The organism is Pseudomonas sp. 1L-C-7-B-C1 (assembly GCF_057291635.1).
In genome coordinates this window covers 200051-223667 of the sequence record NZ_JBXAWH010000010.1, presented here as the reverse complement: position 1 = coordinate 223667, position 23617 = coordinate 200051, and the positions used below count along the sequence as shown (strand labels likewise).

Below are 23617 nucleotides of genomic sequence, written 5' to 3'. Positions count from 1 at the left end.
GTCGGCAATTTGTTTTACCAACCGTGTCCGTCAGTATCGCGGTCCCGGCGCTCAATGGAGGCCTTGAATGTAAGCCGCGAGCGCTTCGATATCCTTGTTGCTCAGTTTCGCGGCAATGGTGCGCATGACCCGCGTGTCGCCGTCGTTGCTGCGATCACCTTCGCGGAACGCCGTGAGCTGTTTCTTGATGTAGTCGGCGTGCTGCCCACTCAGGTGCGGAAAACCTGCTGTTGCAATCCCCGCACCGTCTGGAGAATGGCAGCCGGTGCAGGCCGGCATGCCCTGATCGAGCTTGCCAAAGCGAAACAGCGCTTCACCAAGCGCGACGAGATCGGGATCGGCAGTGCCGACGCTGCCTTTCTGACCGGCGTAGTAAGCGGCGATGTCTGCCAGGTCCTGGTCGCTGAGCGGATTAAGCTGGCCAGTCATTTCCAGCACAACCCGTTTGCCGTCCTTGATGTCATGCAGCTGGCTGAGCAGATAGCGCTCACCCTGGCTGGCGAGCTTTGGGAAGATGGGGACCAGGCTATTGCCGTCAGGGCCATGGCAAGCGCCGCAGACCGCTGTTTTCGTCTGGCCGGCGACCGGATCGCCCGCTGGCGAGTCAGCGGCCTGCACGACGCCATTCAGGCTCAGGGTCAACAGCAGGCTCGACAGAAATGCGTTCATGGGTTGATCCGATGCGGCTGAAAGTGCGGCCCTCATGATGGGCTGTCTTGAGAGGAGGCGGCCTGTTTTTGGACGTTTCAGTGCACAGGCCAGGCGGGTTCTCGCGTCGGCAACACCCTTGCGGGGGCAGGACAAGGCACACATGAAAATCCGCGGCATTATATACTCGCGCCCATTGAACGGAAAAAGACACCCCGTTGCCGCGCACGTCGCAACGCCCTCACCGGATATCCCATGCAACTCAAGAACCCTATTCTCGGCCTGTGCCAACAAGCCAAGTTCATGCTCAGCGCTGCCAAAGTCGACCAATGCCCGGATGACGAAGGCTTTGAAGTCGCATTCGCCGGCCGCTCCAACGCCGGTAAATCCAGCGCGCTGAACACCCTGACTCACGCCAGCCTGGCGCGCACGTCGAAAACCCCCGGCCGTACCCAGCTGCTGAACTTTTTCAGCCTGGACGACGACCGCCGTCTGGTCGACTTGCCCGGCTACGGTTACGCGAAGGTGCCGATTCCGCTGAAGCTGCACTGGCAGCGCCACCTCGAAGCCTACCTGGGCGGCCGTGAAAGTCTGAAGGGGTTGATCCTGATGATGGACATCCGCCACCCGATGACCGACTTCGACCTTCTGATGCTCGACTGGGCGATCGCCAGTGGTATGCCGATGCATATTCTGCTGACCAAAGCCGACAAGCTGACCTTTGGCGCGGCGAAAAACACGCTGCTCAAAGTCCAGTCGGAAATACATCGCGGTTGGGGTGACGCAATCACCATCCAGCTGTTCTCGGCACCCAAGCGCATGGGCCTGGAAGAGGCTTACACCGTGCTGGCCGACTGGATGGAACTGGAAGACAAGGCACCGGCGGCCTGAATCGCGGGCAAAAAAAACCCCGGACTTCATGTGGGGAGGGGAAGTTCGGGGTACAAGTCCAGACCTCTCGGGAGGGGTCCGGATATCTGCCAACACTTAACACAACATAGGAGCATGAATGGCTACGTCAGCCATTCGCAAACTCAGACCGGGTTTTGTCCGCCGAAGTTCAAAACCGGCGGAAATTTAATGAGATAGCGGTTCCGATCCTGCGCAGAACCGGAACGACAAAATTGTTAATGCGCCTCGTCCCAGTTGTTCCCGACACCCACTTCGACCAGCAGCGGAACATCCAGCTCGGCCGCGGCGCTCATGTGCACGCGGATGTCTTTGCTGATCTGCTCGACCAGGTCTTCACGCACCTCCAGCACCAGTTCATCGTGAACCTGCAGGATGACGCGAGCATCCAGACCTGACGCATCCAGCCAGCCGTTCACCGCCACCATCGCCCGCTTGATGATGTCAGCCGCCGTACCTTGCATCGGCGCGTTGATCGCCATGCGTTCGGCACCTTTGCGCAGCGCCTGATTCTTTGCGTTGATGTCCGGCAGGTAAAGGCGACGGCCGAAGATCGTCTCTACGTAGCCTTGTTCCGCCGCCTGAGTGCGAGTGCGCTCCATGTAATTCAGTACGCCGGGATAGCGCGCGAAATAGCGATCCACGTACGCCTGGGACTGCTTGCGATCGACACCGATTTGCTTGGCCAGCCCGAACGCGCTCATGCCGTAAATCAGACCGAAGTTGATCGCCTTGGCGCTGCGGCGCATGTCGTTGGTCACGTCCGGCAGTTCGACACCAAACACCTCGCCTGCCGTCGCACGATGCACGTCCAGGTCATTGCGGAAGGCGTGCAGCAAGCCTTCGTCCTTGGCCAGATGCGCCATGATCCGCAGCTCGATCTGCGAGTAGTCCGCCGCCAACAGCTTGTAGCCTTGAGGGGCGACAAACGCCTGACGAATGCGACGGCCCTCGGCGGTGCGGATGGGTATGTTCTGCAGGTTCGGGTCGCTGGAGGACAGACGCCCGGTCACCGCCACCGCCTGATGGTAGGAGGTGTGAATTCGCCCGGTGCGCGGATTTATCTGCTCCGGGAGGCGATCGGTGTACGTGCTCTTGAGCTTGCTCATCGAGCGGTACTGCATCAGCACTTTCGGCAGCGGATATTCTTGCTCGGCCAGTTCCGCGAGCACCGCTTCAGCCGTGGACGGCTGGCCGGTGGCGGTCTTGCTGATGATCGGCATGCCGAGCTTTTCGTAGAGAATCACCCCAAGCTGCTTGGGCGAGCCGAGATTGAACTCCTCACCGGCAATGGCGAACGCTTCGCGCTCAAGCTCGGTCATCTTGTTGCCCAGCTCGACGCTCTGATTGCCGAGCAGGTTGGCATCGACCAGCGCGCCTTGACGCTCGATGCGCGCCAGTACAGGCATGAGCGGCATTTCGATGTCGTTCAGTACCGGGGCCAGACTCGGCGTCTTGGCGAGTCGGTCTTGCAGCACTTCGTGCAGGCGCAGCGTCAGGTCGGCCTCTTCAGCTGCATAGGTACCAGCCTGCTCCAGCGCGATCTGGTCGAAACTCAGCTGTTTCGCACCCTTGCCAGCGATGTCCTGGAAATTGACCGGCGTGTGGTCCAGATACTTGGCGACCAGGCTGTCACGGTCGTGGCGCGTCGCGGTGGAGTCGAGCACGTAGGATTCGAGCATCGTGTCGAACTTGACGCCCTGCACGTTGATGCCATGGTTCTGGTCACCGTCAATGGCGCAGTTGGCCAGCAGGTTGATCGCAAACTTGGCGTGCTGCCCGACCTTGATTTTGCTCGCGTCCTCCAGCATCGGCTTGACCGCTTTAAGCACCGCGTCGCGATCCAGTTGCTGCTGCACGCCCATATAGGAATGGGTAAGCGGGATGTAACAGGCTTCGTGGGTCTTGATCGCAAACGACAGGCCGACGATCTGCGCGCGCTGGGCGTCGGTGCCGTTGCTCTGCACCACGAAGGCGAACAGTTGCGCGGCTTCAAGCTTTTGCAGCCAGTCGTCGAATTGGGTCTGCTCAAGGATGAGCTCGTACTTGGCCTCGATGATCGGCGCCGGCTCGGCAGCGGGAACGACTTCAGCGCCTTCCTGCCGGGCATCACGCTGCAGATCGGTGATCCAGCTTTTGAATTCCAGCTCGGTGTACAGCGCCATCAGCGCTTCACGATCAGGCTCGCCGCAGTGCAGAGCGTCGAGCTCGATGTCCAGCGGCACGTCGATCTTGATGGTCGCCAGCTCGTAGGACAGGAAGGCCATTTCCTTGTGTTCTTCGAGCTTGGCCGGCAAGGACTTTGCGCCTCGAAGCGGCAGCGCTGCCACTTTGTCGAGGTTGGCGTAAAGCTCTTTCAGGCCGCCGTTGATGCCCACCAGCAAGCCCGCTGCGGTTTTCTCACCAACCCCGGGTACGCCGGGGATGTTGTCGACTTTGTCGCCCATCAGCGCCAGGTAATCGATGATGTGTTCCGGGCGGACGCCGAACTTCTCTTTCACACCGGCGACGTCCAGCACGCTGCCGGTCATGGTATTGACCAGGGTGATGTGGCCGTCGACCAACTGGGCCATGTCTTTGTCACCGGTGGAGATGACCACCGGACGATCCGCGGCCGCGCTGCTGCGCGCCAATGTGCCGATCACGTCATCGGCCTCTACGCCTTCAACGCACAACAGTGGGTAGCCGAGGCCTCGCACGCAGTTGTGCAAGAAGTCGATCTGCACCCGCATGTCGTCCGGCATGCTGGGGCGGTTGGCTTTGTACTCGCCGTACAGCGCGTCGCGGAACGTTCCGCCCTTGGCATCGAAAACCACGGCAAACGGGCTTTCGGGATATTGCCTGCGCAGGCTTTTGAGCATGTTAAGCACGCCCTTGACCGCACCGGTGGGCAGGCCTTTGGAGGTCATGAGCGGCGGCAGCGCATGGAACGCGCGGTAAAGATAAGAAGAACCGTCCACCAGGACGAGGGGCGCAAGACTCATGTGTAAGATCAACCTTTTCGGCGGGGTCGGCGCTAGAATGCGCGGACCGTTGACGACAAAGGCACAAGGTTATCATGCGCGCGCTGAATCGCCTGTTACTGCTCGGCGGGTTGATTGCCTGTCCGTGGCTGGCGGTCGCGGCGGATGACGAAGCGCCATCGGCAGAGCCTGATGTGACCATCCGTCAGGACAGCGACGGCTTCATCAAGGAGTATCGTGCGAACGGATTCGTGTACGCCGTGAAGATCACGCCCAAACACGGCAAGCCGTATTATCTGGTGCGGGCCGATGGCACAAGTGGTCAATTCATCCGTTCGGATCAACCGGACATGCTGATACCCCAATGGGTACTATTCAGCTGGTAACGCCCTACATTCACTCTCTTGCTGGCAGTCCTCTATGTCCGTTTTTACTCCCCTGGCTCGGCCCGAGCTGGAAGCTTTTCTCGCCCCGTACGGGCTTGGCGCCCTGCGTGATTTTCAGGGCATCGCCGCTGGAAGTGAAAACACCAATTTCTTCATCAGCCTTGAGCAAGGCGAGTTCGTGCTGACTCTGGTCGAGCGCGGCCCGGTTCAGGAGATGCCGTTTTTCATTGAATTGCTGGATGTCCTCCACGACGCCAATCTGCCTGTGCCCTACGCACTGCGCACCACCGACGGCCAGGCCCTGCGCGAGCTGAAAGGCAAGCCGGCGCTGCTGCAACCGCGCCTGTCCGGCAGGCACCCGGCTGAGCCCAATACTCAGCACTGCGTGCAGATCGGCGAATTCATGGCGCTCATGCACATGGCCACACGCAGCGCGACTATCGAGCGTAAAACCGACCGTGGTCTGGACTGGATGCTGGAGGAGGGCGGTAATTTCATTTCTCACCTGGACGAGGCGCAGGGCGCGCTGCTGACCAAAGCTGTTGAGGAAATTCAGCATCGCAAGGCGGCCATCATGGCGCTGCCGCGGGCCAATCTGCACGCAGACCTGTTCCGCGACAACACGCTGTTCGAAGGTACCCATCTGACGGGCGTGATCGATTTCTACAACGCCTGTTCAGGGCCGATGCTGTACGACGTGGCGATTGCGGTGAATGACTGGTGCTCGTTTGAGAACGGCACCATTGATGCGCCGCGCGCCCGGGCGTTTCTGGGTGCGTATGCCGCGCTGAGGCCGTTTACAGCCGCCGAAGCCGAGCTGTGGTCGACGATGCTACGTGTGGGTTGCGTGCGCTTCTGGCTGTCACGCCTCATTGCCGCCGAAACCTTCGCCGGCCAGGACGTGCTGATCCATGATCCGGACGAATTCCGCAAACGCCTGGAACAGCGGCAAGAAACCCACATCCCGTTGCCGTTTGCGTTGTAGGCCTCATAAAAGCTTCGTGAGCAAGCTCACTCTCACAGGGACCGCGTTCAACTGTAGGAGTGAGCTTGCTCGCGAAGGCATCGGCCCAGCACTTACAAACCTTCCAGACACCCCGCCAGATCATCCGCCAGTTTGCTCAGCAATTGCTCATAACCCTCGGCGGTGGCGGGTGTATAGCCGCCCAATCCGTCCAGCTCGGCCAGTTTGACCGGCAGACCCGCACTCAACGTGTCGGCCAGACGCGGGCGAAGGGGCGGTTCGCTGAACACGCACGTCTTGCCGAATTCGGTCAACCGCGCGCGCATGGCAGCGACGTGCTGAGCACCCGGCTGAACCTCGCTGCTGACGGCAAAGACGCCCGCATGCTTCAACCCATACGCTTCTTCGAAATAATCAAACGCCTCGTGGAACACGAAATACTGCTTGCCTGAAATACCGGCGACCCGCTGTTTGATTTTGGCGTCCAGCGCGTCAAGGCGTGCGCTGAAGGCTTTGACGTTGCTCTCGTAACGCGCCGCATTGGCCGGATCGGCCTGGCTCAAGTCGGCGGCCATCTTCGCCGCAATTACCCGCGCATTGACTGACGACAGCCACAAATGCGCATCGACGCTGCCCGGGCGATGATCGTGGTCATGCTCGTCTTCGTCATCATCGTGATGCTCGGCGCTGGCGGTGAAATGACGCAGGTGCATGCCCGGCAACGACTCGACCGGGACCGAGGCTTTGCTGCGCCCGGACAACACGCGGGGCAGGAATGTCTCCATGTCCGGGCCGATCCAGTAGAGCAGATCGGCTTCCTGCGCGCGCCGTACGTCGGACGGCCGTAGCGCGTAGTTATGAGGGGATGCGCCCGGCGGAAGCAGGACTTCCGGCACCGCGATTCCGTCCTGCACAGCCGCGGCGATCAGCTGCAGCGGCTTTATGCTGGTCAGTACTCGCACGCTGGCATCGGCGGCAGTGGCGGTTAAAAAACCAGTCATAAATACGACAAAAAGTAAAAAAAGTCGGGACACGATAACCACTCATGGGGGCAGGAACGGGTAACATAATAACGTCTCTCTCAAAGGCCGTCGCCGCTCATGTCTAAAACACCCCTGGCCAGTCGCCCCCACGATCACTCCCACTGCGTGCACAGTGCACTCACTGAAGCCGACACGCTGTGCGCGGGCAAAGGCCTGCGGCTGACCGCCCTGCGTCGTCGCGTGCTGGAACTGGTCTGGCAGAGCCACAAGCCGCTGGGCGCCTATGACATCCTCGCCGTGCTCAGCGAAGAAGACGGCCGCCGCGCCGCGCCGCCCACGGTGTACCGCGCGCTGGACTTTCTGCTGGAAAACGGCCTGGTGCACCGCATCGCGTCGTTGAACGCCTTCGCCGGTTGCAACCACCCCACCCACGCGCATCAGGGCCAGTTCCTGATCTGCCGCGAGTGCCACGCCGCGATCGAGTTGCAGCACGCCAACATCAGCGCCGCCATCGTCGACGCTGCCAACGAGGTGGGCTTTGACGTTGAAGCCCAGACCGTCGAAGTCGTTGGCGTGTGTGCCGGGTGCAAGGCCGCCTGATGAGCGATGCACTGATCCGCCTGAAGGACGTCAGCGTGACCCGCGCCGGCCAGAGTGTGCTGGAAAACATCCAGCTGAGCGTCAGTTCAGGTGAAATTGTCACCCTGATCGGCCCCAATGGGGCGGGCAAGACCACGCTGGTGCGCGCCGTGCTCGGGCTGCTGAAGGCTGATTCGGGCGAAATCTGGCGCAAGCCGAAACTGCGCGTTGGTTATATGCCGCAGAAGCTGCACATTGATGCCACGCTGCCGTTGTCGGTCCTGCGTTTCCTGCGTCTGGTGCCCGGCGTCGATCGCGATACCGCGCGGGCGGCGCTGGTCGAGGTCGGCGCCGAAAAGGTCATCGACAGCCCGCTGCAAGGGATTTCCGGTGGCGAGATGCAGCGCGTGTTGCTGGCGCGAGCGCTGTTGCGCAAGCCGGAGCTGCTGGTGCTCGACGAGCCGGTGCAGGGCGTCGATGTCGCCGGACAGGCCGAGCTGTACGCGCTGATCACTCAGCTGCGCAACCGGCATCAATGCGGCGTGCTGATGGTTTCCCATGACCTGCATCTGGTCATGAGCACCACCGATCAGGTGGTCTGCCTCAATCGCCACGTGTGCTGCTCCGGTCATCCCGAGCAGGTCAGCAACGATCCTGCATTCGTGGAGCTGTTCGGCCTGAACGCGCCGAGCCTGGCGATCTACCACCATCATCACGATCATGCGCACGACCTGCATGGCGAAGTCTGCCAACCCGCGCCCGTCCACGATCACGTCCATACCCACAATCACGACCACGGGGACAGCTGCAAGCATGGCTGATTTTCTTCTTTACGCCTTGCTCGCAGGCCTCGCGTTAGCGGTAGTTGCAGGCCCTTTGGGGTCTTTCGTGGTCTGGCGGCGCATGGCTTATTTTGGCGACACGCTGTCCCACGCCGCGTTGCTCGGCGTGGCGCTGGGCTTTCTGCTGGACATCAGCCCGACGATCGCCGTGACCGTGGGCTGCCTGCTGCTGGCGGTGTTGCTGGTAACCCTGCAGCAACGTCAACCGCTGGCGTCCGACACACTGCTGGGTATTCTCGCGCCAAGCACCTTGTCACTCGGGCTGGTAGTGCTGAGCTTCATGCGGGACGTGCGCATTGATTTGATGGGCTATCTGTTCGGCGACCTGCTGGCCATCAGCCCGAACGATCTGGCGTGGATCCTCGCAGGCAGCGCGTTGGTGCTGGTGTTGATCTGCGCGCTGTGGCGGCCGCTGCTGGCGATCACTGTGCATGAAGAGCTGGCGACGGTCGAAGGGCTGCCGGTGGCGACATTGCGGATGACGTTGATGCTGCTGATCGCAGTGGTCATTGCGGTGGCCATGAAGATCGTCGGCGTGTTGCTGATCACCTCGCTGCTGATCATTCCCGCCGCTGCGGCACAACGTCACGCACGCTCGCCGGAGCAAATGGCCCTGGGTGCGAGCATCATTGGCGTCATCGCGGTATGCGCGGGACTGGCGTTGTCCTGGTTCAAAGACACCCCGGCAGGCCCGTCCATCGTGGTCTCGGCGGCGGCACTGTTTCTGCTCAGCTTCCTTTTGCCCAAGCGGTAGAACCTTGGGTGGCGGGTAGAGTCATACTCCGCAATAATCTAATGGCGGCAATGTGCAATGACTCTTTGCCCGCCTATCGATAGTGATCAGTTATTTTCGGGGCAAGCCACTTGTGTGTAGACTTGCTCGTTTTTTGCGCAAATAGAGAATCGCAGGAATGAAGCCGTTCGCATCCCGTTATCTGCTGCTTGCTGCATTTTCCGTTCTGTTGAGCGCTTGCCAGAGCAAGCCCGTCGAGCAGCCGGTGCCTGTTGCGCCGCCCGATGCCTATCAGCAGCTGGAACAGAACATTGCCAGCAGCGAGTTGGCCACCGCGGAAGATCAACTCGCCGCGCTGCAAGGCAAATCCCCGGACGATCCTCGACTCGAGCAATACCAGCGTCAGTTGGCTGAGGCTTATTTGAGTCGCAGCCAGATCGTGCTGCAAAAGGGTGACATGAACGCTGCCGCCACCGCGCTCAGCCGTGCTCGTGCCCTGATGCCAAAAGCCCCGGCGCTGACCAGTGGCGTAAACGGCGCCATCGCCCACGCCCGTAAAGCCGAGCTGGAAAAGGCAGAAGCCGATCTGCGGGCTGCCGAAGCCAAGCGCAAGGCGAAGGTGATCGACCCGAGCGCCGAGAGCACAACCATCGAGCTGAAGCTTGGAGACATGAAGCAGCTACGCCGGCAGCTGAGTGACATCGCTGAAGACGTGACAGCCTTCAACTGCGACGTCATCGTGCAAGTGCCACGCACCGACGACTACCCTTGGCTGGCGACCTTGCTGACCAAGCGCGTTACGAAGATCAACCCGGATTTCGAGTTGCAGATGCAGCGCGAAATCGAGCGCACCGAACCCGCGAAGATCGTGTTGAAACCCGCTCAGCTCTGATCGATTTTTGATCAAAAGAAAAGGCGTCGCCCTCGCGGGCAACGCCTTTTTGTTACGCGCTACTCCTGCAAATTACGCAGGAATTGCCTTCGCTTTCGGCTCACGAGCCCAAACGCGGTGCTGCTGAATCGCATCGAAGAACGCCTTGAACGAGGCGCTGTCTGAAACGGCCAACAGGCCAGCATCTGCTTCCAGACGAAGCAGATCGATCAGCTTCTGTGCATCACCTGCATAAGCAATGGCTTTGAGGTGCTTGTAGGCCTCAAGCACGTAGTGCAGTGCCACGCCGTCGCCGCTCAGCGCTTTGATCGAAGCGTCGCCGCCCGGAATGAACACAGCGTCGAACGCAACCGATGGCAAACCTTCCATCGAAGCATCGACGGCCAGCGTAGCGCCGCTCGCGGTTTTAACCGGTGCGGAGGTAGGACCCAGCACCTTGGCGTGTGCGCCTTCGGCTTCCAGCGCCGCTTTCATCGCCGCTACGGCTTTGTCGTCGACGCCATTGGCGACCAAGATGGCAACTTTGCGCGAGGCAATGTCGGCAGGCAGCAGGTTTGCCTGGCTCAGCAGCGGCGACTTATCGACTGTCAACTTGCCGTTGCTTTGCGCTTGGGCAGTCGGAGCGGTCGGCGCTGGCAAGCCAAGGTTTTCAGCCACACGTTTAGCCAGGGTGAGGTCGATATTCGCGAGAATCTCGTTCACCTGACGTGCGCGGATGTGCTCACGCTCCACCTTGCCCAACTCGAAGCTGTAGGCCGCGATGATGTGCTCTTTCTCGTGCTCGCTCATGCTGTTGAAGAACAGCGTGGCTTGGGAGAAGTGATCGCCAAAGGAAGGGCTGCGCTCACGTACCTTATCTGCCGAGACGCGCTCGTGATACGTCTCGAAGCCGCCATCCTGCGGACCGGCAGGGGTTTCTTTCGGCCAGCCGCCATCGATCGAATTCGGCTCGTACGAAGCACGACCCTTGTCGATGGTGGTGCGGTGTTGCGCATCACGCTGGTTGTTGTGGTTCGGCGAAACCGGACGGTTGATCGGGATCTCGTGGAAGTTCGGCCCACCCAGTCGGCTGATCTGCGTATCGGTGTAGGAAAACAGCCGACCTTGCAGCAGCGGATCGTTGGAAAAGTCGATACCCGGCACAATGTGGCCAGGGCAGAACGCAACCTGCTCGGTCTCGGCGAAGTAGTTGTCCGGGTTACGGTTGAGCACCATCTTGCCCAGCGGCGTTACCGGCACCAGCTCTTCCGGGATGATTTTGGTCGGGTCCAGGAGGTCGAAGTCGAACTTGTGCTCGTCTTCCTCGGCGACGATCTGTACGCCCAGTTCCCATTCCGGATAGTCACCCATCTCGATGGATTCCCACAGATCGCGGCGATGGAAGTCAGTGTCCTTGCCCGCCAGTTTCTGTGCTTCGTCCCACACCAGGGAGCAGGTACCGTACTTGGGCTTCCAGTGGAATTTGACGAACGAGGACTTACCTTCGGTGTTGATCATGCGGAAGGTGTGAATGCCGAAGCCCTGCATGGAGCGCAGGCTTTTCGGGATCGCACGGTCGGACATGGTCCACAGCACCATGTGCGCGGATTCCGGCACCAGGGAAACGAAGTCCCAGAACGTGTCGTGAGCCGAGCCGCCGGTAGGGATTTCGTTATGAGGTTCTGGCTTCACGGCATGTACGAAATCGGGAAACTTGATGGCGTCCTGAATGAAGAACACCGGCATGTTGTTGCCGACCAGGTCGTAGTTGCCTTCGCCTGTATAGAACTTGACTGCGAAACCGCGTACGTCACGGACGGTATCGCCGGAGCCGCGTGGGCCCTGAACCGTGGAAAAACGTACGAAGACCGGGGTTTTCTTGCCCGGATCGCGCAGGAATTCGGCTTTCGACAGTGCGGAATGGTTCTCGTAGCTCTGGAAATAACCGTGCGCCGCCGTGCCGCGCGCGTGGACGATGCGCTCCGGAATGCGTTCATGGTCAAAATGCGTGATTTTCTCGCGCATGATGAAGTCTTCGAGCAGCGAAGGGCCGCGCGAGCCAACTTTCAGCGTGTTCTGGTTGTCGGAGATCTTTACGCCCTGATTGGTGCGCAAAGCCTCGCCGGTAGCGTCGGAGCGGAACGTTTCAAGACTTTCGACCTTGGCGTTGGTGTTGCCACGGTCCAGCGTGTCAGTGCCAGCCAGTTCACTGTTGGCGTTGGCGCTAACAGGTGGATTGGTGTTCGTACTCATCAGACAAAACTCCTCAGTTCGGACGGCTCCTTTTTAGCCCACCAAGGTGTGGCGGCGGCAGGAGCTCGTAAGCGGAAATGCCTGACACGAAGTCAGGCATTATTCAGGCGCTAAGTAAGTGACTGATGATGAAAACAGCCGTTCCGTTTGTTTTTCCGATTCTTCGATTTTCATCATCAGACTGACAGTCGGCCATCCATATGACCGTTCAGCAGGTTCGGTGCGAAATAAATGCTAAGAAGGCTGGGCCCAACCCGGATTCGACAGGCTAAAATGCGCGCCCGGTTTACCCAGCCGAAGCCGAAATGGCATCGCTCAGCAGCGTGATGAAAGGCATGAGTCTCCACGCTGATTTTTCAACGCGCCCCACAAGGTTCGCTCCGTGATCGAGTTTCAGAACGTCCACAAAACCTATCGGGTCGCCGATCGGGAAATTCCCGCGCTGCACCCCACCAGCCTGCGCATCGAAAATGGCCAGGTGTTTGGCCTGATCGGCCACTCCGGCGCGGGCAAGAGCACCATGCTGCGCCTTATCAACCGCCTTGAAGCGCCCAGCGGCGGCAAGATCCTGGTTGATAACGTCGATGTCACCGCGCTGGACGCCGACGGTCTGCGCGGCTTCCGCCGTCAGGTCGGCATGATTTTCCAGCACTTCAATCTGCTCTCGTCCAAGACCGTGGCCGACAACGTCGCCATGCCGCTGACCCTGGCCGGGGACATGTCCCGCGCGCAGATCGATCAGCGCGTGGCCGAATTGCTGGCTCGCGTGGGTCTGTCCGATCACGCCAGAAAATATCCGGCGCAATTGTCAGGCGGTCAGAAGCAACGCGTCGGCATCGCCCGCGCGCTGGCGACCAAGCCGAAGATTCTGCTGTGCGACGAGGCCACCAGCGCCCTCGACCCGCAAACCACGGCATCGGTGTTGCAGCTGCTGGCCGAGATCAATCGCGAACTGAACCTGACCATCGTTTTGATCACCCACGAAATGGACGTGATCCGTCGTGTCTGCGATCAGGTGGCGGTCATGGACGCGGGCGTCATCGTCGAGCAGGGCGCTGTGGCCGATGTGTTTCTGCACCCCAAGCACCCGACCACTCGGCGCTTTGTGCAGGAAGACGAAGAAGTCGACGAAAACCAGCTGAACAGCGATTTCGCCCACGTTCAGGGCCGTATCGTGCGTCTGACGTTTCAGGGTGAAGCGACCTACGCGCCATTGCTTGGAACGGTCGCGCGGGAAACCGGCGTGGACTACAGCATTCTGGCCGGCCGTATCGACCGCATCAAAGACACGCCTTACGGGCAACTGACGCTGGCCATCACCGGTGGTGACATGGACGCCGCGTTTGCCCGCTTCACCGCAGCCGACGTTCACATGGAGGTCCTGCGCTGATGGACACTTTTCTCAACCTGTTTTCCAACGTCGACTGGTACGAAATCTGGCTGGCGACCGGCGACACCCTGATCATGCTCGGTGTCTCGCTGGCGTTCACCGTCCTGCTGGGCTTGCCGCTCGGCGTGCTGATGTTCCTGACCTCGCCGCGTCAGTTGCTTGAGAACAGGCCGGTCTACACCACCGTTGGCCTCATCGTGAACATGCTGCGGGCGCTGCCGTTCATCATCCTGCTGATCGTGATGATGCCGCTGACGGAAATCATCACCGGCACCTCGCTGGGCATTCTAGGCACGCTGCCGCCATTGATCGCAGGCGCCACCCCGTTCTTCGCCCGCCTGGTGGAAACCGCGCTGCGGGAAGTGGACCGCGGCATCATCGAGGCCACTCAGGCCATGGGCGCAACGACCCGGCAGATCGTGATCAAGGCGCTGTTGCCTGAAGCACGCCCGGGCATTCTCGCCGCAATCACCGTGACTGCGATTGCGCTGGTGTCGTTCACCGCCATGGCCGGTGCGGTCGGGGCCGGTGGCCTGGGCGACCTAGCGATTCGCTACGGTTACCAACGCTTCCAGAACGATGTGATGTTTGTGACGGTCGTATTGCTGCTGGTGCTGGTGCAGATCCTGCAAACCGTCGGCGACAGGCTGGTCGCGCACTTTTCACACCGTTAACCGAATTCGCCGGTCACTGACCGGCCAATGCATGCCACCGCGCGTGCATTTCAGGAGTAGTAGACATGAAGAAGTTGTTGGCTGTATTCGCTGCTGTGGCGGCGCTGTCTGCCCATGCTGACGAGACCTTGACCGTGGCGGCCTCCGCCGTGCCCCACGCAGAGATTCTCGAGTTCGTGAAGCCGATGCTGGCAAAGGAAGGTGTGACGCTGAACGTGAAGGTGTTCAACGATTACATTCAGCCGAACGTGCAGGTCGATCAGAAGCGCATGGACGCCAATTTCTTCCAGCATCAGCCGTATCTGGATGAGTTCAACAAGGGCAAGGGCACCCATCTGGTGAGCGTGGCCAAGGTTCATATCGAACCTTTTGGCGCTTACTCGGACAAGCTCAAGAGCCTCGCCGAGCTGCCGGACGGCGCTAATGTCGCGATCCCGAATGACGCCACCAACGAGGGCCGTGCTCTGTTGCTGCTGGTCAAGGCCGGCCTGATTACCCTGAAGGATCCGAACAGCATCACCGCCAAGCCAGGCGACGTTCAGCAGAACCCGAAGAACCTGAAATTCCGCGAACTGGAAGCCGCTACTCTGCCACGCGTGCTGACGCAGGTGGACCTGGCGCTGATCAACACCAATTACGCCCTGACCGCCAAGCTTGATCCGACCAAGGATGCGTTGATCATCGAAGGATCGGAGTCGCCTTACGCGAACATCCTCGTGACCCGCGAAGACAATAAGGATGCCCCGGCCATCCAGAAACTGGTCGCCGCACTGCACAGCCCGGAAACCAAGGCGTTCATCGTCGAGAAGTACAAAGGCGCGGTCGTTCCGGCGTTCTGATCCCCCCACACCAATGATCTCGGCGCAACGCCGAGATCATCGTTCCTCACTTCCTCTCCACCAGCCCCGGCAACTGCGCCACCAGCTTCTGGCTATTCAGCGGCGCGCGGATGAAGCCGCGTTGGGTACCGTCGGGGCCGAGGAGGGCGAGGTTGCCGCTGTGGTCGACCGTGTAGCCCGGCTTGCTGGTATCAGCCGGGATGTAGGGGATGCTCACGGCATTCGCCAGCTTCTGCAGCGTATCCACCGGCGCCCTCAGGCCGACGAACTGCTTGTCGAAATAACCCAGGTACTGTTTGAGCTGTTGCGGGGTGTCGCGATCAGGATCGACGCTGACCAGCACAATGCGCAGTTTGTCGACGGCCTCACCGGGCAGCTCGCTTTTGATCTGACGCAGCTGGGCGAGAGTGGTCGGGCAGATGTCCGGGCAGAAGGTGTAGCCGAAGAACAGCACCGTCCATTTGCCCTTCAGTTGGTTCAAGGAAACGGGCTGGCCGTCCTGATCGGTGAGCGAGAGATCCGCCACAGTGCGGCTCTGCGGGAGAAGGATGATCCCTGCATCGACAAGCGCGGTCTGGTCGCCCTGGTCAATTCCGGACAGCGTACGGTAGACGGTCAGGCCAAGCACCAGCGCCAGAATAGCCACAAGGATGAATACGGTTTTCTGGGTTCGGGTCATGAGTTCAGCACAATGAGTGATCCACGGTCGCGCGATTATGCACATAACCATGAAGCTGTTATGACAATTACGTCTTAGCGTCATTTGTGGGCAGGCTAAGGTATGGACTTCCCTATAATGACTGCCTGGTTTCACTGCCTATGGAGCATTCATGAACACCGCCGCATTGCGCGAGCAGATCACCCGAGCTCAGGAACACGAAAACCAATCCGGTCAGCTAGCGCGCCAGTTGGAGTCGCAACTTCCTCATCTTCACCCGTCCATTCACTTGCCAGACGTAGACGCGCGAGGCGTGCTGACGCGTTTCGTCATTGCTTACATCGGTCAGGTGCCGGACCTGCTGGACGCCGCCCATGACGTCGCTTTGCAGGCGGGCATTGAAAGCCAGATCAAGCCGGTCCTGAAAATCGCCGAGCAATTCTTCACCGAGCCGCCCGCCATCATGGCGGGCCACGAAGGTCTGGACGGGCTGCTGGATGAGGCGTATCTGGCCCACCGTCTGGTGGAAGAAGTGAATGATCTGTACATCAAGCATTTCGGCCAGCCGCTGATCCCGATGAACACCACGGTGGCCAGCGTCATTGCCCACCAACTGATCGGCGAGGCCTTCGCCAATCAGCTCGATGAAGTGGTGCATCACGCCATCGACGAGATGTTGAATGACGACAGCTTCTCGCTGGAATCGGTGGAAACCTACCGCGAGCGCCTTGCCAGCCCGGACACCGATGCGGCGTGGAAACGCTGGCCCAGCCTGTCACGTCAGTTGGGCGTAGGGCTGGAACTGGAGCGCGGGAAAGACTGATCCCGCACTCCCTTTACCCGCCTCAGTGCAACGCTGCTCCTCCGATCGACGTACGGATCCTTCCCTCCACGCGACGCTTGAGCAGCCGCTGCTCCAACAGCAAACGCGAGCCCTGCGCCGCGTTGGCGCGTCCCCATTCTTCCAGCAGCTCCAGGCAGGAGTGGTCGATGTACGTCAGGTTGCCCAATGGCACATGCAGCGTGGTTCCCGGCGGTACGGTTTCCAGCGTTTGCGTCAGCGCCGGCACCTTGAGGAACGTGGCCGAGCCATTAAGGCGCAGCTCCATTTCGCCTTCGGCCGGCAGGTCGACAAGATTGATCTTCAAGCGCGAAGCATTCAGCGCCAGCTTCACCAGGGTCAGGCCAAAGCCGACCAACACGCCCGTCAACAAGTCGGTCAGTACGATTGCACTGGCGGTCGCGCCATAGATGAACATCGGCATGCGGCCGTAGCGGCCCAACCCTTTGAGCGCTTGAACATTCACCAGCTTCACACCGGTGTAGACCAACACGCCGGCCAGGCTGGCCACAGGAATGCTCTGCAACACGCTCGACAGCAACAGCACGAACGCCAGCAGCCACAAACCATGGAACATTGCCGACAGACGGGTCTTCGCACCCGCCTGCACGTTCGCCGAACTGCGCACGATTACGCCGGTCATCGGCAGCGCGCCGACCAGCCCGCAGAGCATGTTGCCCACGCCTTGGGCGCTGAGCTCTTTATCAAAGTCCGATCGCTGACCATCATGCATGCGATCCACCGCCGCCGCCGACAACAGGGTTTCAGCGCTGGCAATGAAGGCCACGGCAATCGCCGCGATCAGGATGGCAGGGTCGGCCAGGTTCAACAGGTCCGCAGGGCGCAGCCAGTCGATGGCTTCAGCAAGATTAGCCGGAACCTCGACACGCTTGACCTGCAAGCTCATTACCAGACTCACCACCGTGGCGATGCCGACGCCGAGCAACGCGCCCGGTACGAACCGCAGTGCATGGGGCCGACGCTTTTCCCACAGCCACATCACCGCGATGGTGCCCAGCCCGAGAAGACCGGCCTGCATGGCGCTGCCCATCCCCAACGCACCCATTACGGTCTGCGGGAACGCCACGAGATTATCAAGTCCGGAAGGCTTGGGTCCGCTGTCGAACATGACGTGGAACTGGGAAAGCACAATCAGCACGCCGATACCCGCCAGCATGCCGTACACCACCGCCGGAGCGGTGACGCGGAACCAGCAGCCGAGCTTCAGGCGTCCAGCCAGCAATTGCAGCGCACCGGCGAGCAGCAGAATCGGCCCGAGCATGGCCATGCCGTGCTCTCGGACCAACTCGAACACCAGCACCGCCAGACCTGCCGCCGGGCCGCTGACCTGCAGTGGCGAACCCGCCAGCCACCCCACTACCAAGCCGCCAATGATGCCGGTGATCAAACCTTTTGACGGCGGCATGCCGGACGCGATGGCGATTCCCATGCACAAAGGCAGGGCCACCAGAAAAACCACCACGGAAGCCAGCAGCTCCCGTGGTAACAACGCTTTCAGATCAGTAGTAGCCATGACGACTCTCCGGAATTCAGACGTGACGACGCCCGGCGGCACGCGCTATGTGCGGCCGCTACGAGCTTGTATGAGGTGGAACCGTCAGGGCCAACGCCGCTGCGCTCAGGCGCAGCGGGTCAGCCGGCGATCAATATCGCCCGCGGGGGATCGACGCCATGGGCACCGGGTGGTCGCCATCCAGCGCCAGGAAGCAGTCCTGCTCGGCATCGTAAGCGCGGATTTCGCTGGTTTCGATGTCGTAGACCCAGCCATGGATGAACAACTGACCGCTGGCCAGCTTGGACGCCACGGAGGGGTGCGTGCGCAAGTGTTGCAGCTGCGCGATGACGTTTTCTTCGGTGAGCACGTGCATGGTTTCATGCTCACCAGTGCAATTGCAGTTGTCCTGCACAACGGTCTTGGCGACCTCCGCATGGCGCAGCCAGGCTTTGACCGTCGGCATTTTTTCCAGCGTGTCGGGGTTGAGAACGGCGCGCATGGCCCCGCAATCGGAGTGGCCGCAGACAATGATGTGCTGCACGCCCAAAGCCAGTACGGCGTATTCGATAGCGGTAGAAACGCCGCCATTCATGGGGCCGTACGGCGGGACGACGTTGCCCACGTTACGGGTGACGAACAGGTCGCCCGGGGAGCTTTGGGTGATGAGTTCCGGGACGATGCGCGAGTCGGCGCAGGTGATGAACATGGCCCGGGGATGTTGGGCGGTGGCGAGTTTCTTGAACAGTTCTTCCTGCTGAGGGAAGACGTCATGACGGAAATGCTTGAAGCCATCAACGATCTGCTTCAACGCCATTTCGGCGGTTTCCACCTGAGGCGTTACGCCTGTCGTCGCAGCCTGAGGCTGCTTATCCTGGTCACTCATGTTTCATCCTCTCTGACGGATTTAAGTGGATTTTCCGGCGAATCCTGTGGATGACCCACTTTTTTCTGGTCTTCTTGCGTTAATTTTCCTACAAGACCAATCGGTCACTTCCGACTCACCTTAACGACGCAAACTTAATTGAAACTGAATGCGTGGCTCTAGATCGGGGCTCTTGCGTTAGAAAATCTAAAGCGCAAGCGCCTGTCGTGGCGCAACACCCTTAAGACGCCGCTCAAGTCACAACAGCGACATCTGACCGCCAGGCGGGCAAAACGCGGTGCAGTCCAGCTGAAAACTTTCCCGCCGGTTCAAGCCGTGCTTCTTGATCGCGAGACTGTAACGCTGGGCCAGCAGTTCAGCGAACACCCCCTCACCGCGCATTCGCGAGCCAAAGCGGCTGTCGTACACCTCCCCGCCGCGGCTCTGCCGTACCAGACTCATTACATGCTCGGCCCTCTGCGGATAATGCGCCTGGAGCCACTCTTCGAACAGCGGCGCAACCTCCATCGGCAGGCGCAGCATCACGTAGCTCGCACTCAACGCGCCGGCGGCCTTGGCCTCGGCCATCAGCTTCTCCAGCTCCATGTCATTGATCATTGGAATCATCGGCGCCAGCAAAACGCCCACCGGCACACCGGCATCACGCAGAACCTTGATCGCCCGCAGCCTGGCCTTGGGCGCGGCAGCCCGGGGCTCAAGGATGCGCTTGAGCTCGTCGTCCAGGGTCGTGAGGCTGATGAACACCGACACCAGCCGCAACTTCGCCAGCTCGGCCAGCAGGTCCAGATCCCGAAGAATCAGCGAACCTTTGGTGATGATCGTCACCGGATGGCGATAGCGCAGCAGCACTTCCAGCGTCGCCCGGCTCAATGTGTATTCGCGCTCGATGGGCTGATACGGATCGGTGTTCGCGCCCAGGGTGATCGGCGCAACGGTGTAGCCAGGCTTGGACAGCTGCTGCTCCAGCAGAGCGGCAGCATTGGTTTTGGCGATCAATTTGGTCTCGAAGTCCAGCCCCGGCGACATGTCCCAATACGCGTGGCTCGGCCGCGCGTAGCAATAAATACAACCGTGCTCGCATCCCCGGTAAGGATTGATCGAGCGGTCGAAAGGAATGTCGGGCGATGAGTTACGCGCGATGATGCTCTTGGCGGTTTCCAGCGTGACGGTGGTGCCTTGGGTCAGCGGTACTTCCTGATACCAGCCGTCGTCTTCGGCCACCGATCGGTTGGGGGCGAAGCGGTTGTGGGGGTTGGTCGCAGTGCCGCGCCCGCGTGGGGGCAACTGAATGGACATGACGGCTCCTTGATAACTGGTTATGCATACAGTATCGCGAAACGCTCTTGCCGTTCACGCGCCGCCCCGGAAAAACACTCCGGCGCCGATCAACGGCTTTCACTACCTTTTGACACGCCCCTCACAGCGCCTTGACCTTGCGCGGCGAAAACTTGCCCCATCGATAAACGGCTGGTTTCCACGGTACGTCTTCCATGCTTCTTCGCCCGCTCGCTGCTCAACTCCTCCTGCTGTTGGCCATATCCTCTGTGTCTCTCGCTCACGCTGAAGATGCTTCATCCGCGCAATCGTCACGCCCGGCGCAGTGGGCGCAACTCCTCGACCCGCACTACAACCTCTACCAGATAACGCCCACGCTTTACCGCAGTCGTCAGCCGGACGCCGCAGCACAGCCGCTTCTGCAGCGGCTTGGCGTTCACACGGTGATCAATTTCCTCAAGGAAAGTGACAGCAAATGGCTGTCCGATGCCTCCGTGGCGCAGGTGCAGATTCCGCTGCAGGTGGTGCACATCGACGACGCAGACGTGATCGAAAGCCTTCGGGCTATCCAGACCGCGCAGCAAAACGGGCCGGTGCTGATTCACTGCAAGCACGGGCTGGACCGCACTGGTTTGGTGGCAGCGATGTACCGCATCGTTGCCCAGGGCTGGAGCAAACAAGCGGCGCTGGATGAGATGGAACATGGCGGTTATGGCGACGAAGACAGCCTCAAGCGCGGGATTGCCTACATCAACAACGTCGATGTGGCGGCACTGAAGTCGGCAATGGACGCGGGGGCATGCAGCACTAGCGTGTTTGCCCGGTGCTCGGTCAAGGGCTGGTTCGAGAAAACCGATGTGATGGGGGTGCAGACGATACTGTGGCGGTTGTGAAGCCGGACAGTTTGCACATTGTATGGCTGGCGTTAGCAGGCATTTTGTAGGACCGGCTTTAGCCGGGAAGACGTCGCGCGCCACGCCGCAAAATTGAGGGTGTTCGCACCGGCCTCTTCCCGGCTAAAGCCGGTCCCACTGAAATGCAGCAATATCAGCTTGGATCAACCGGTTTCTTCAGCTTCGGATTCGGGAAAAACTGCACGCCCTGCACCTTGGGATCGGCCGGCTTCACCGCAGGCTTGTTCACCCGCGTGCCAAGTTCTGTCGGGATCGATTGCCCCTGCGCATTGAGGGTGTCGGAATAACCACAGTGCACGCATTCGCGGTGCGGCACGTCGTCTTCGTTCCACATCATCAACTTGTCAGGCTCGCTGCACGCCGGGCAGACCGCCCCGGCGATAAAGCGTTTCTTGGTAATCACCCGCGGTGTCTCGGTCATGCTGCCGCTTCCTCACTCAAGCCCGAATGGCGCAAGAGTGCGTCAATCGACGGCTCGCGTCCGCGGAAGTCGACGAACAGCACCATCGGCGCCTGGGACCCGCCCCGCGCCAGAATGGCCTCACGGAACGCCCTGCCGGTCTGCTCGTTGAACACGCCTTCTTCCTCGAACTTCGAGAATGCATCGGCAGACAGCACTTCGGCCCACTTGTAGCTGTAATAGCCCGCCGCGTAACCGCCAGCAAAAATGTGCGCGAAGCTATTCGGGAAGCGGTTGTACGCAGGCGGACGCATCACCGACACCTCGTCACGCACGCCTTCGAGCACTTGCAGCGTGGTGCGGCCGTCGCCATGGGTGGCGTGCAGCTCGAAGTCGAACAGCGAGAACTCCAGTTGGCGGACCATCATCAGGCCGGACTGGAAATTCTTAGCCGCCAGCATTTTCTCCAGCAGGTCCTGTGGCAGCGGCTCGCCGGTTTCGTAATGGCCGGAAATCAGCGCCAGACCTTCCGGCTCCCAGCACCAGTTTTCCATGAACTGGCTTGGCAGCTCGACCGCATCCCAGGCAACGCCATTGATCCCCGACGCACCCGCGTGTTCGACGCGGGTCAGCAGGTGGTGCAGACCGTGTCCGAATTCGTGGAACAGAGTGGTGACTTCATCGTGGGTGAGCAACGCCGGCTTACCGCTGACCGCCGGAGTGAAGTTACAGACCAGGTTGGCGACCGGGCTTTGCAGCGTGCCTTCAGCCGTGCGACGACGATCGCGGGCGCCGTCCATCCACGCACCGCCACGCTTGTTGGCGCGGGCGTAGAGATCAAAGAAGAAGCGCCCGACGTGCAGGCCGTTTTCCCTGATTTCGAACAGGCGGACGTCCGGGTGCCAGGTATCGAAGCCCTTCTGCTCGGCGATTTCAATGCCGTACAGTTTTTGTACGATCGCGAACAGGCCGGTGAGCACTTTGTCGACCGGAAAGTAGGCGCGCAGAGCTTCCTGGGAAACGCTGTAGCGCTGTTCGCGCAGCTTCTCGCCATAGAAACCGCTGTCCCAGCTTTGCAGGTCCGGGCAGCCTTGTTCGGCGGCATACGCTTTCAACTGCTGCAGATCCTGAGCGGCAAACGGCTTGCTGCGCTTGGCCAGATCACGCAGGAAGCTGAGAACCTGATCGCTGGACTCGGCCATCTTGGTCGCCAGGCTGAGCTCCGAGAAGCTGGCAAAACCCAGCAGTTTGGCCAGCTCCTGACGCAGATCGAGAATCTGCTCCATGATCGGGCCGTTGTCGTTTTTGCCTGCGTTCGGGCCTTGGTCTGACGCGCGGGTGCAATACGCCGCGTAAACTTCCTCGCGCAGCGCGCGGTCTTCGGCGTAGGTCATGACAGCGTAGTAGCTCGGGAACTCGAGCGTGATCAGATAGCCTTCCAGGTCTTTCGCCTGGGCCGCGGCGGCCATTTGCGCCTTGGCCGAATCAGTCAGGCCGGCGAGGGCGGCTTCGTCAGTGACGTGCTTGCTCCAGGCTTGAGTCGCGTCGAGCAACTGGTTGGAGAACTGGCTGCCCAGTTCGGACAGCTTGCTCTGCACTTCGGCGTAGCGTTTTTGCTGTTCTGGCGGCAGGTCGATGCCCGACAAGCGGAAGTCGCGCAGCGATTGTTCAAGAATGGTCTTCTGTGCGACATCGAAACTGGCCGCTTCCGGGCTGTTGGCCAGGGCTTCGAAGGCCTGGAACAGTTCGCGGTTCTGGCCCATTTCGGTCGAATAGGCGCTCAGGGCCGGCAGGCAAGACTCATAGGCCTCACGCAGTTCCGGGCTGTTGCACACGGCGTTCAAGTGGCTGACCGGGCTCCAGGCGGCGCCCAGGCGATCATTGAGTTCGTCCATCGCCAGCACCAGGCCAGCCCATGTAGGCTGCGAACCTTGCTTGGCGAGGATGTCGGCAATCGCGGCGCGGTTGTCGGCGAGAATCTGTTCGATGGCAGGTTTTACATGCTCGGCGCGAATCGCCGAGAAAGGTGGCAGGTCGTAGGATTGCAACAGAGGGTTGTTCGCGCTCACGGTTTGGCACCTTGGCTAAAAGAAACA

At 60.5% G+C, this 23617-nt stretch carries 22 protein-coding genes; 12 read left to right on the top strand and 10 right to left on the bottom strand.

The annotated features are described in order from the left end of the window. Nucleotides 1–51: 51 nt before the first annotated feature. Nucleotides 52–669 carry a c-type cytochrome gene (locus tag AC0Z8Z_RS16970; RefSeq protein WP_485619855.1) on the bottom strand — a complete coding sequence of 206 codons (618 nt, stop codon included), beginning with the start codon at nucleotides 667–669 and terminating at the stop codon, nucleotides 52–54. Nucleotides 670–903: 234 nt separating this feature from the next. Between AC0Z8Z_RS16970 and yihA the strand changes: the two genes are divergently transcribed. Further along, on the top strand, nucleotides 904–1539 hold the full coding sequence (gene yihA / locus AC0Z8Z_RS16965) for a ribosome biogenesis GTP-binding protein YihA/YsxC (RefSeq protein ID WP_065987940.1): 636 nt from the start codon (nucleotides 904–906) through the stop codon (nucleotides 1537–1539). Nucleotides 1540–1775: 236 nt separating this feature from the next. Here the strand turns inward: yihA and polA are convergent, their stop codons facing one another. Then, complete coding sequence (gene polA / locus AC0Z8Z_RS16960) at nucleotides 1776–4541, bottom strand: DNA polymerase I (RefSeq protein WP_485619854.1); 2766 nt, start codon at nucleotides 4539–4541, stop codon at nucleotides 1776–1778. 74 nt (nucleotides 4542–4615) lie between these two features. Here polA and AC0Z8Z_RS16955 point away from each other — a divergent pair, with 74 nt between their 5' ends. Both AC0Z8Z_RS16955 and AC0Z8Z_RS16950 read left to right on the top strand, forming a co-directional pair. After that, complete coding sequence (locus AC0Z8Z_RS16955; RefSeq protein WP_065987944.1) at nucleotides 4616–4906, top strand: DUF2782 domain-containing protein; 291 nt, start codon at nucleotides 4616–4618, stop codon at nucleotides 4904–4906. Nucleotides 4907–4940: 34 nt separating this feature from the next. Continuing rightward, nucleotides 4941–5891, top strand: a complete 951-nt coding sequence (locus tag AC0Z8Z_RS16950; RefSeq protein ID WP_485619853.1) for a homoserine kinase — start codon at nucleotides 4941–4943, stop codon at nucleotides 5889–5891. A 92-nt stretch (nucleotides 5892–5983) separates the two neighbouring features. On the opposite strand, the gene znuA is transcribed toward AC0Z8Z_RS16950, so the two are convergent. Beyond that, a complete protein-coding gene (znuA, locus tag AC0Z8Z_RS16945) occupies nucleotides 5984–6913 on the bottom strand; it encodes a zinc ABC transporter substrate-binding protein ZnuA (protein ID WP_485619852.1) in 930 nt (309 codons plus the stop codon). Nucleotides 6914–6970: 57 nt separating this feature from the next. On the opposite strand from znuA, the gene AC0Z8Z_RS16940 reads away from it, so the two are divergent. The 4 genes from AC0Z8Z_RS16940 to AC0Z8Z_RS16925 all read left to right on the top strand — a co-directional run bounded on the left by AC0Z8Z_RS16940 (nucleotide 6971) and on the right by AC0Z8Z_RS16925 (nucleotide 9899). After that, nucleotides 6971–7453, top strand: coding sequence for a Fur family transcriptional regulator (locus AC0Z8Z_RS16940; protein ID WP_485619851.1), 483 nt, complete (start codon nucleotides 6971–6973; stop codon nucleotides 7451–7453). Further along, complete coding sequence (gene znuC, locus AC0Z8Z_RS16935) at nucleotides 7453–8253, top strand: zinc ABC transporter ATP-binding protein ZnuC (RefSeq protein WP_192130556.1); 801 nt, start codon at nucleotides 7453–7455, stop codon at nucleotides 8251–8253. Before AC0Z8Z_RS16940 ends, znuC begins: the two co-directional genes overlap by 1 nt. Then, a complete protein-coding gene (gene znuB, locus AC0Z8Z_RS16930) occupies nucleotides 8246–9028 on the top strand; it encodes a zinc ABC transporter permease subunit ZnuB (protein WP_172610143.1) in 783 nt (260 codons plus the stop codon). The genes znuC and znuB overlap by 8 nt, the downstream gene beginning before the upstream one ends. A gap of 157 nt (nucleotides 9029–9185) precedes the next feature. Further along, nucleotides 9186–9899, top strand: coding sequence for a PA5502 family lipoprotein (locus AC0Z8Z_RS16925; RefSeq protein ID WP_485619850.1), 714 nt, complete (start codon nucleotides 9186–9188; stop codon nucleotides 9897–9899). Between the two features lie 72 nt (nucleotides 9900–9971). Here AC0Z8Z_RS16925 and katE read toward each other — a convergent pair whose 3' ends face one another. Then, nucleotides 9972–12131 carry a catalase HPII gene (gene katE, locus AC0Z8Z_RS16920; protein ID WP_485619849.1) on the bottom strand — a complete coding sequence of 720 codons (2160 nt, stop codon included), beginning with the start codon at nucleotides 12129–12131 and terminating at the stop codon, nucleotides 9972–9974. Nucleotides 12132–12513: 382 nt separating this feature from the next. On the opposite strand from katE, the gene AC0Z8Z_RS16915 reads away from it, so the two are divergent. The 3 genes from AC0Z8Z_RS16915 (at nucleotide 12514) to AC0Z8Z_RS16905 (ending at nucleotide 15034) form a co-directional block, all read left to right on the top strand. Then, nucleotides 12514–13521, top strand: a complete 1008-nt coding sequence (locus tag AC0Z8Z_RS16915; RefSeq protein WP_485619848.1) for a methionine ABC transporter ATP-binding protein — start codon at nucleotides 12514–12516, stop codon at nucleotides 13519–13521. Beyond that, nucleotides 13521–14195, top strand: a complete 675-nt coding sequence (locus tag AC0Z8Z_RS16910; protein WP_485619847.1) for a methionine ABC transporter permease — start codon at nucleotides 13521–13523, stop codon at nucleotides 14193–14195. Before AC0Z8Z_RS16915 ends, AC0Z8Z_RS16910 begins: the two co-directional genes overlap by 1 nt. 65 nt (nucleotides 14196–14260) lie before the next feature. Next, a complete protein-coding gene (locus AC0Z8Z_RS16905) occupies nucleotides 14261–15034 on the top strand; it encodes a MetQ/NlpA family ABC transporter substrate-binding protein (protein WP_122623668.1) in 774 nt (257 codons plus the stop codon). Nucleotides 15035–15080: 46 nt separating this feature from the next. On the opposite strand, the gene AC0Z8Z_RS16900 is transcribed toward AC0Z8Z_RS16905, so the two are convergent. After that, entirely contained in the window at nucleotides 15081–15713 is a 633-nt protein-coding gene (locus AC0Z8Z_RS16900; RefSeq protein WP_485619846.1) for an SCO family protein, read from the bottom strand. A 151-nt stretch (nucleotides 15714–15864) separates the two neighbouring features. On the opposite strand from AC0Z8Z_RS16900, the gene AC0Z8Z_RS16895 reads away from it, so the two are divergent. Continuing rightward, nucleotides 15865–16515, top strand: a complete 651-nt coding sequence (locus AC0Z8Z_RS16895) for a hypothetical protein (protein WP_485619845.1) — start codon at nucleotides 15865–15867, stop codon at nucleotides 16513–16515. A gap of 22 nt (nucleotides 16516–16537) precedes the next feature. Here AC0Z8Z_RS16895 and AC0Z8Z_RS16890 read toward each other — a convergent pair whose 3' ends face one another. The 3 genes from AC0Z8Z_RS16890 to AC0Z8Z_RS16880 form a co-directional block, all read right to left on the bottom strand. Next, on the bottom strand, nucleotides 16538–18067 hold the full coding sequence (locus AC0Z8Z_RS16890; protein WP_272629895.1) for a SulP family inorganic anion transporter: 1530 nt from the start codon (nucleotides 18065–18067) through the stop codon (nucleotides 16538–16540). Between the two features lie 130 nt (nucleotides 18068–18197). Next, nucleotides 18198–18863: a carbonic anhydrase gene (locus AC0Z8Z_RS16885; RefSeq protein WP_420793012.1), complete on the bottom strand. Its 666-nt coding sequence runs from the start codon at nucleotides 18861–18863 to the stop codon at nucleotides 18198–18200. 306 nt (nucleotides 18864–19169) lie between these two features. Further along, the gene (locus AC0Z8Z_RS16880; RefSeq protein WP_485619844.1) at nucleotides 19170–20228 is read right to left on the bottom strand and encodes a PA0069 family radical SAM protein; all 1059 of its coding nucleotides are present in this window, start codon (nucleotides 20226–20228) and stop codon (nucleotides 19170–19172) included. A gap of 194 nt (nucleotides 20229–20422) precedes the next feature. Between AC0Z8Z_RS16880 and AC0Z8Z_RS16875 the strand changes: the two genes are divergently transcribed. Continuing rightward, complete coding sequence (locus tag AC0Z8Z_RS16875; protein ID WP_485619843.1) at nucleotides 20423–21100, top strand: dual specificity protein phosphatase family protein; 678 nt, start codon at nucleotides 20423–20425, stop codon at nucleotides 21098–21100. 154 nt (nucleotides 21101–21254) lie between these two features. On the opposite strand, the gene AC0Z8Z_RS16870 is transcribed toward AC0Z8Z_RS16875, so the two are convergent. Both AC0Z8Z_RS16870 and prlC read right to left on the bottom strand, forming a co-directional pair. Next, nucleotides 21255–21542: a YheV family putative zinc ribbon protein gene (locus AC0Z8Z_RS16870; RefSeq protein ID WP_122534299.1), complete on the bottom strand. Its 288-nt coding sequence runs from the start codon at nucleotides 21540–21542 to the stop codon at nucleotides 21255–21257. Beyond that, entirely contained in the window at nucleotides 21539–23590 is a 2052-nt protein-coding gene (gene prlC, locus AC0Z8Z_RS16865) for an oligopeptidase A (RefSeq protein ID WP_485619842.1), read from the bottom strand. The genes AC0Z8Z_RS16870 and prlC overlap by 4 nt, the downstream gene beginning before the upstream one ends. Nucleotides 23591–23617: the final 27 nt, after the last annotated feature.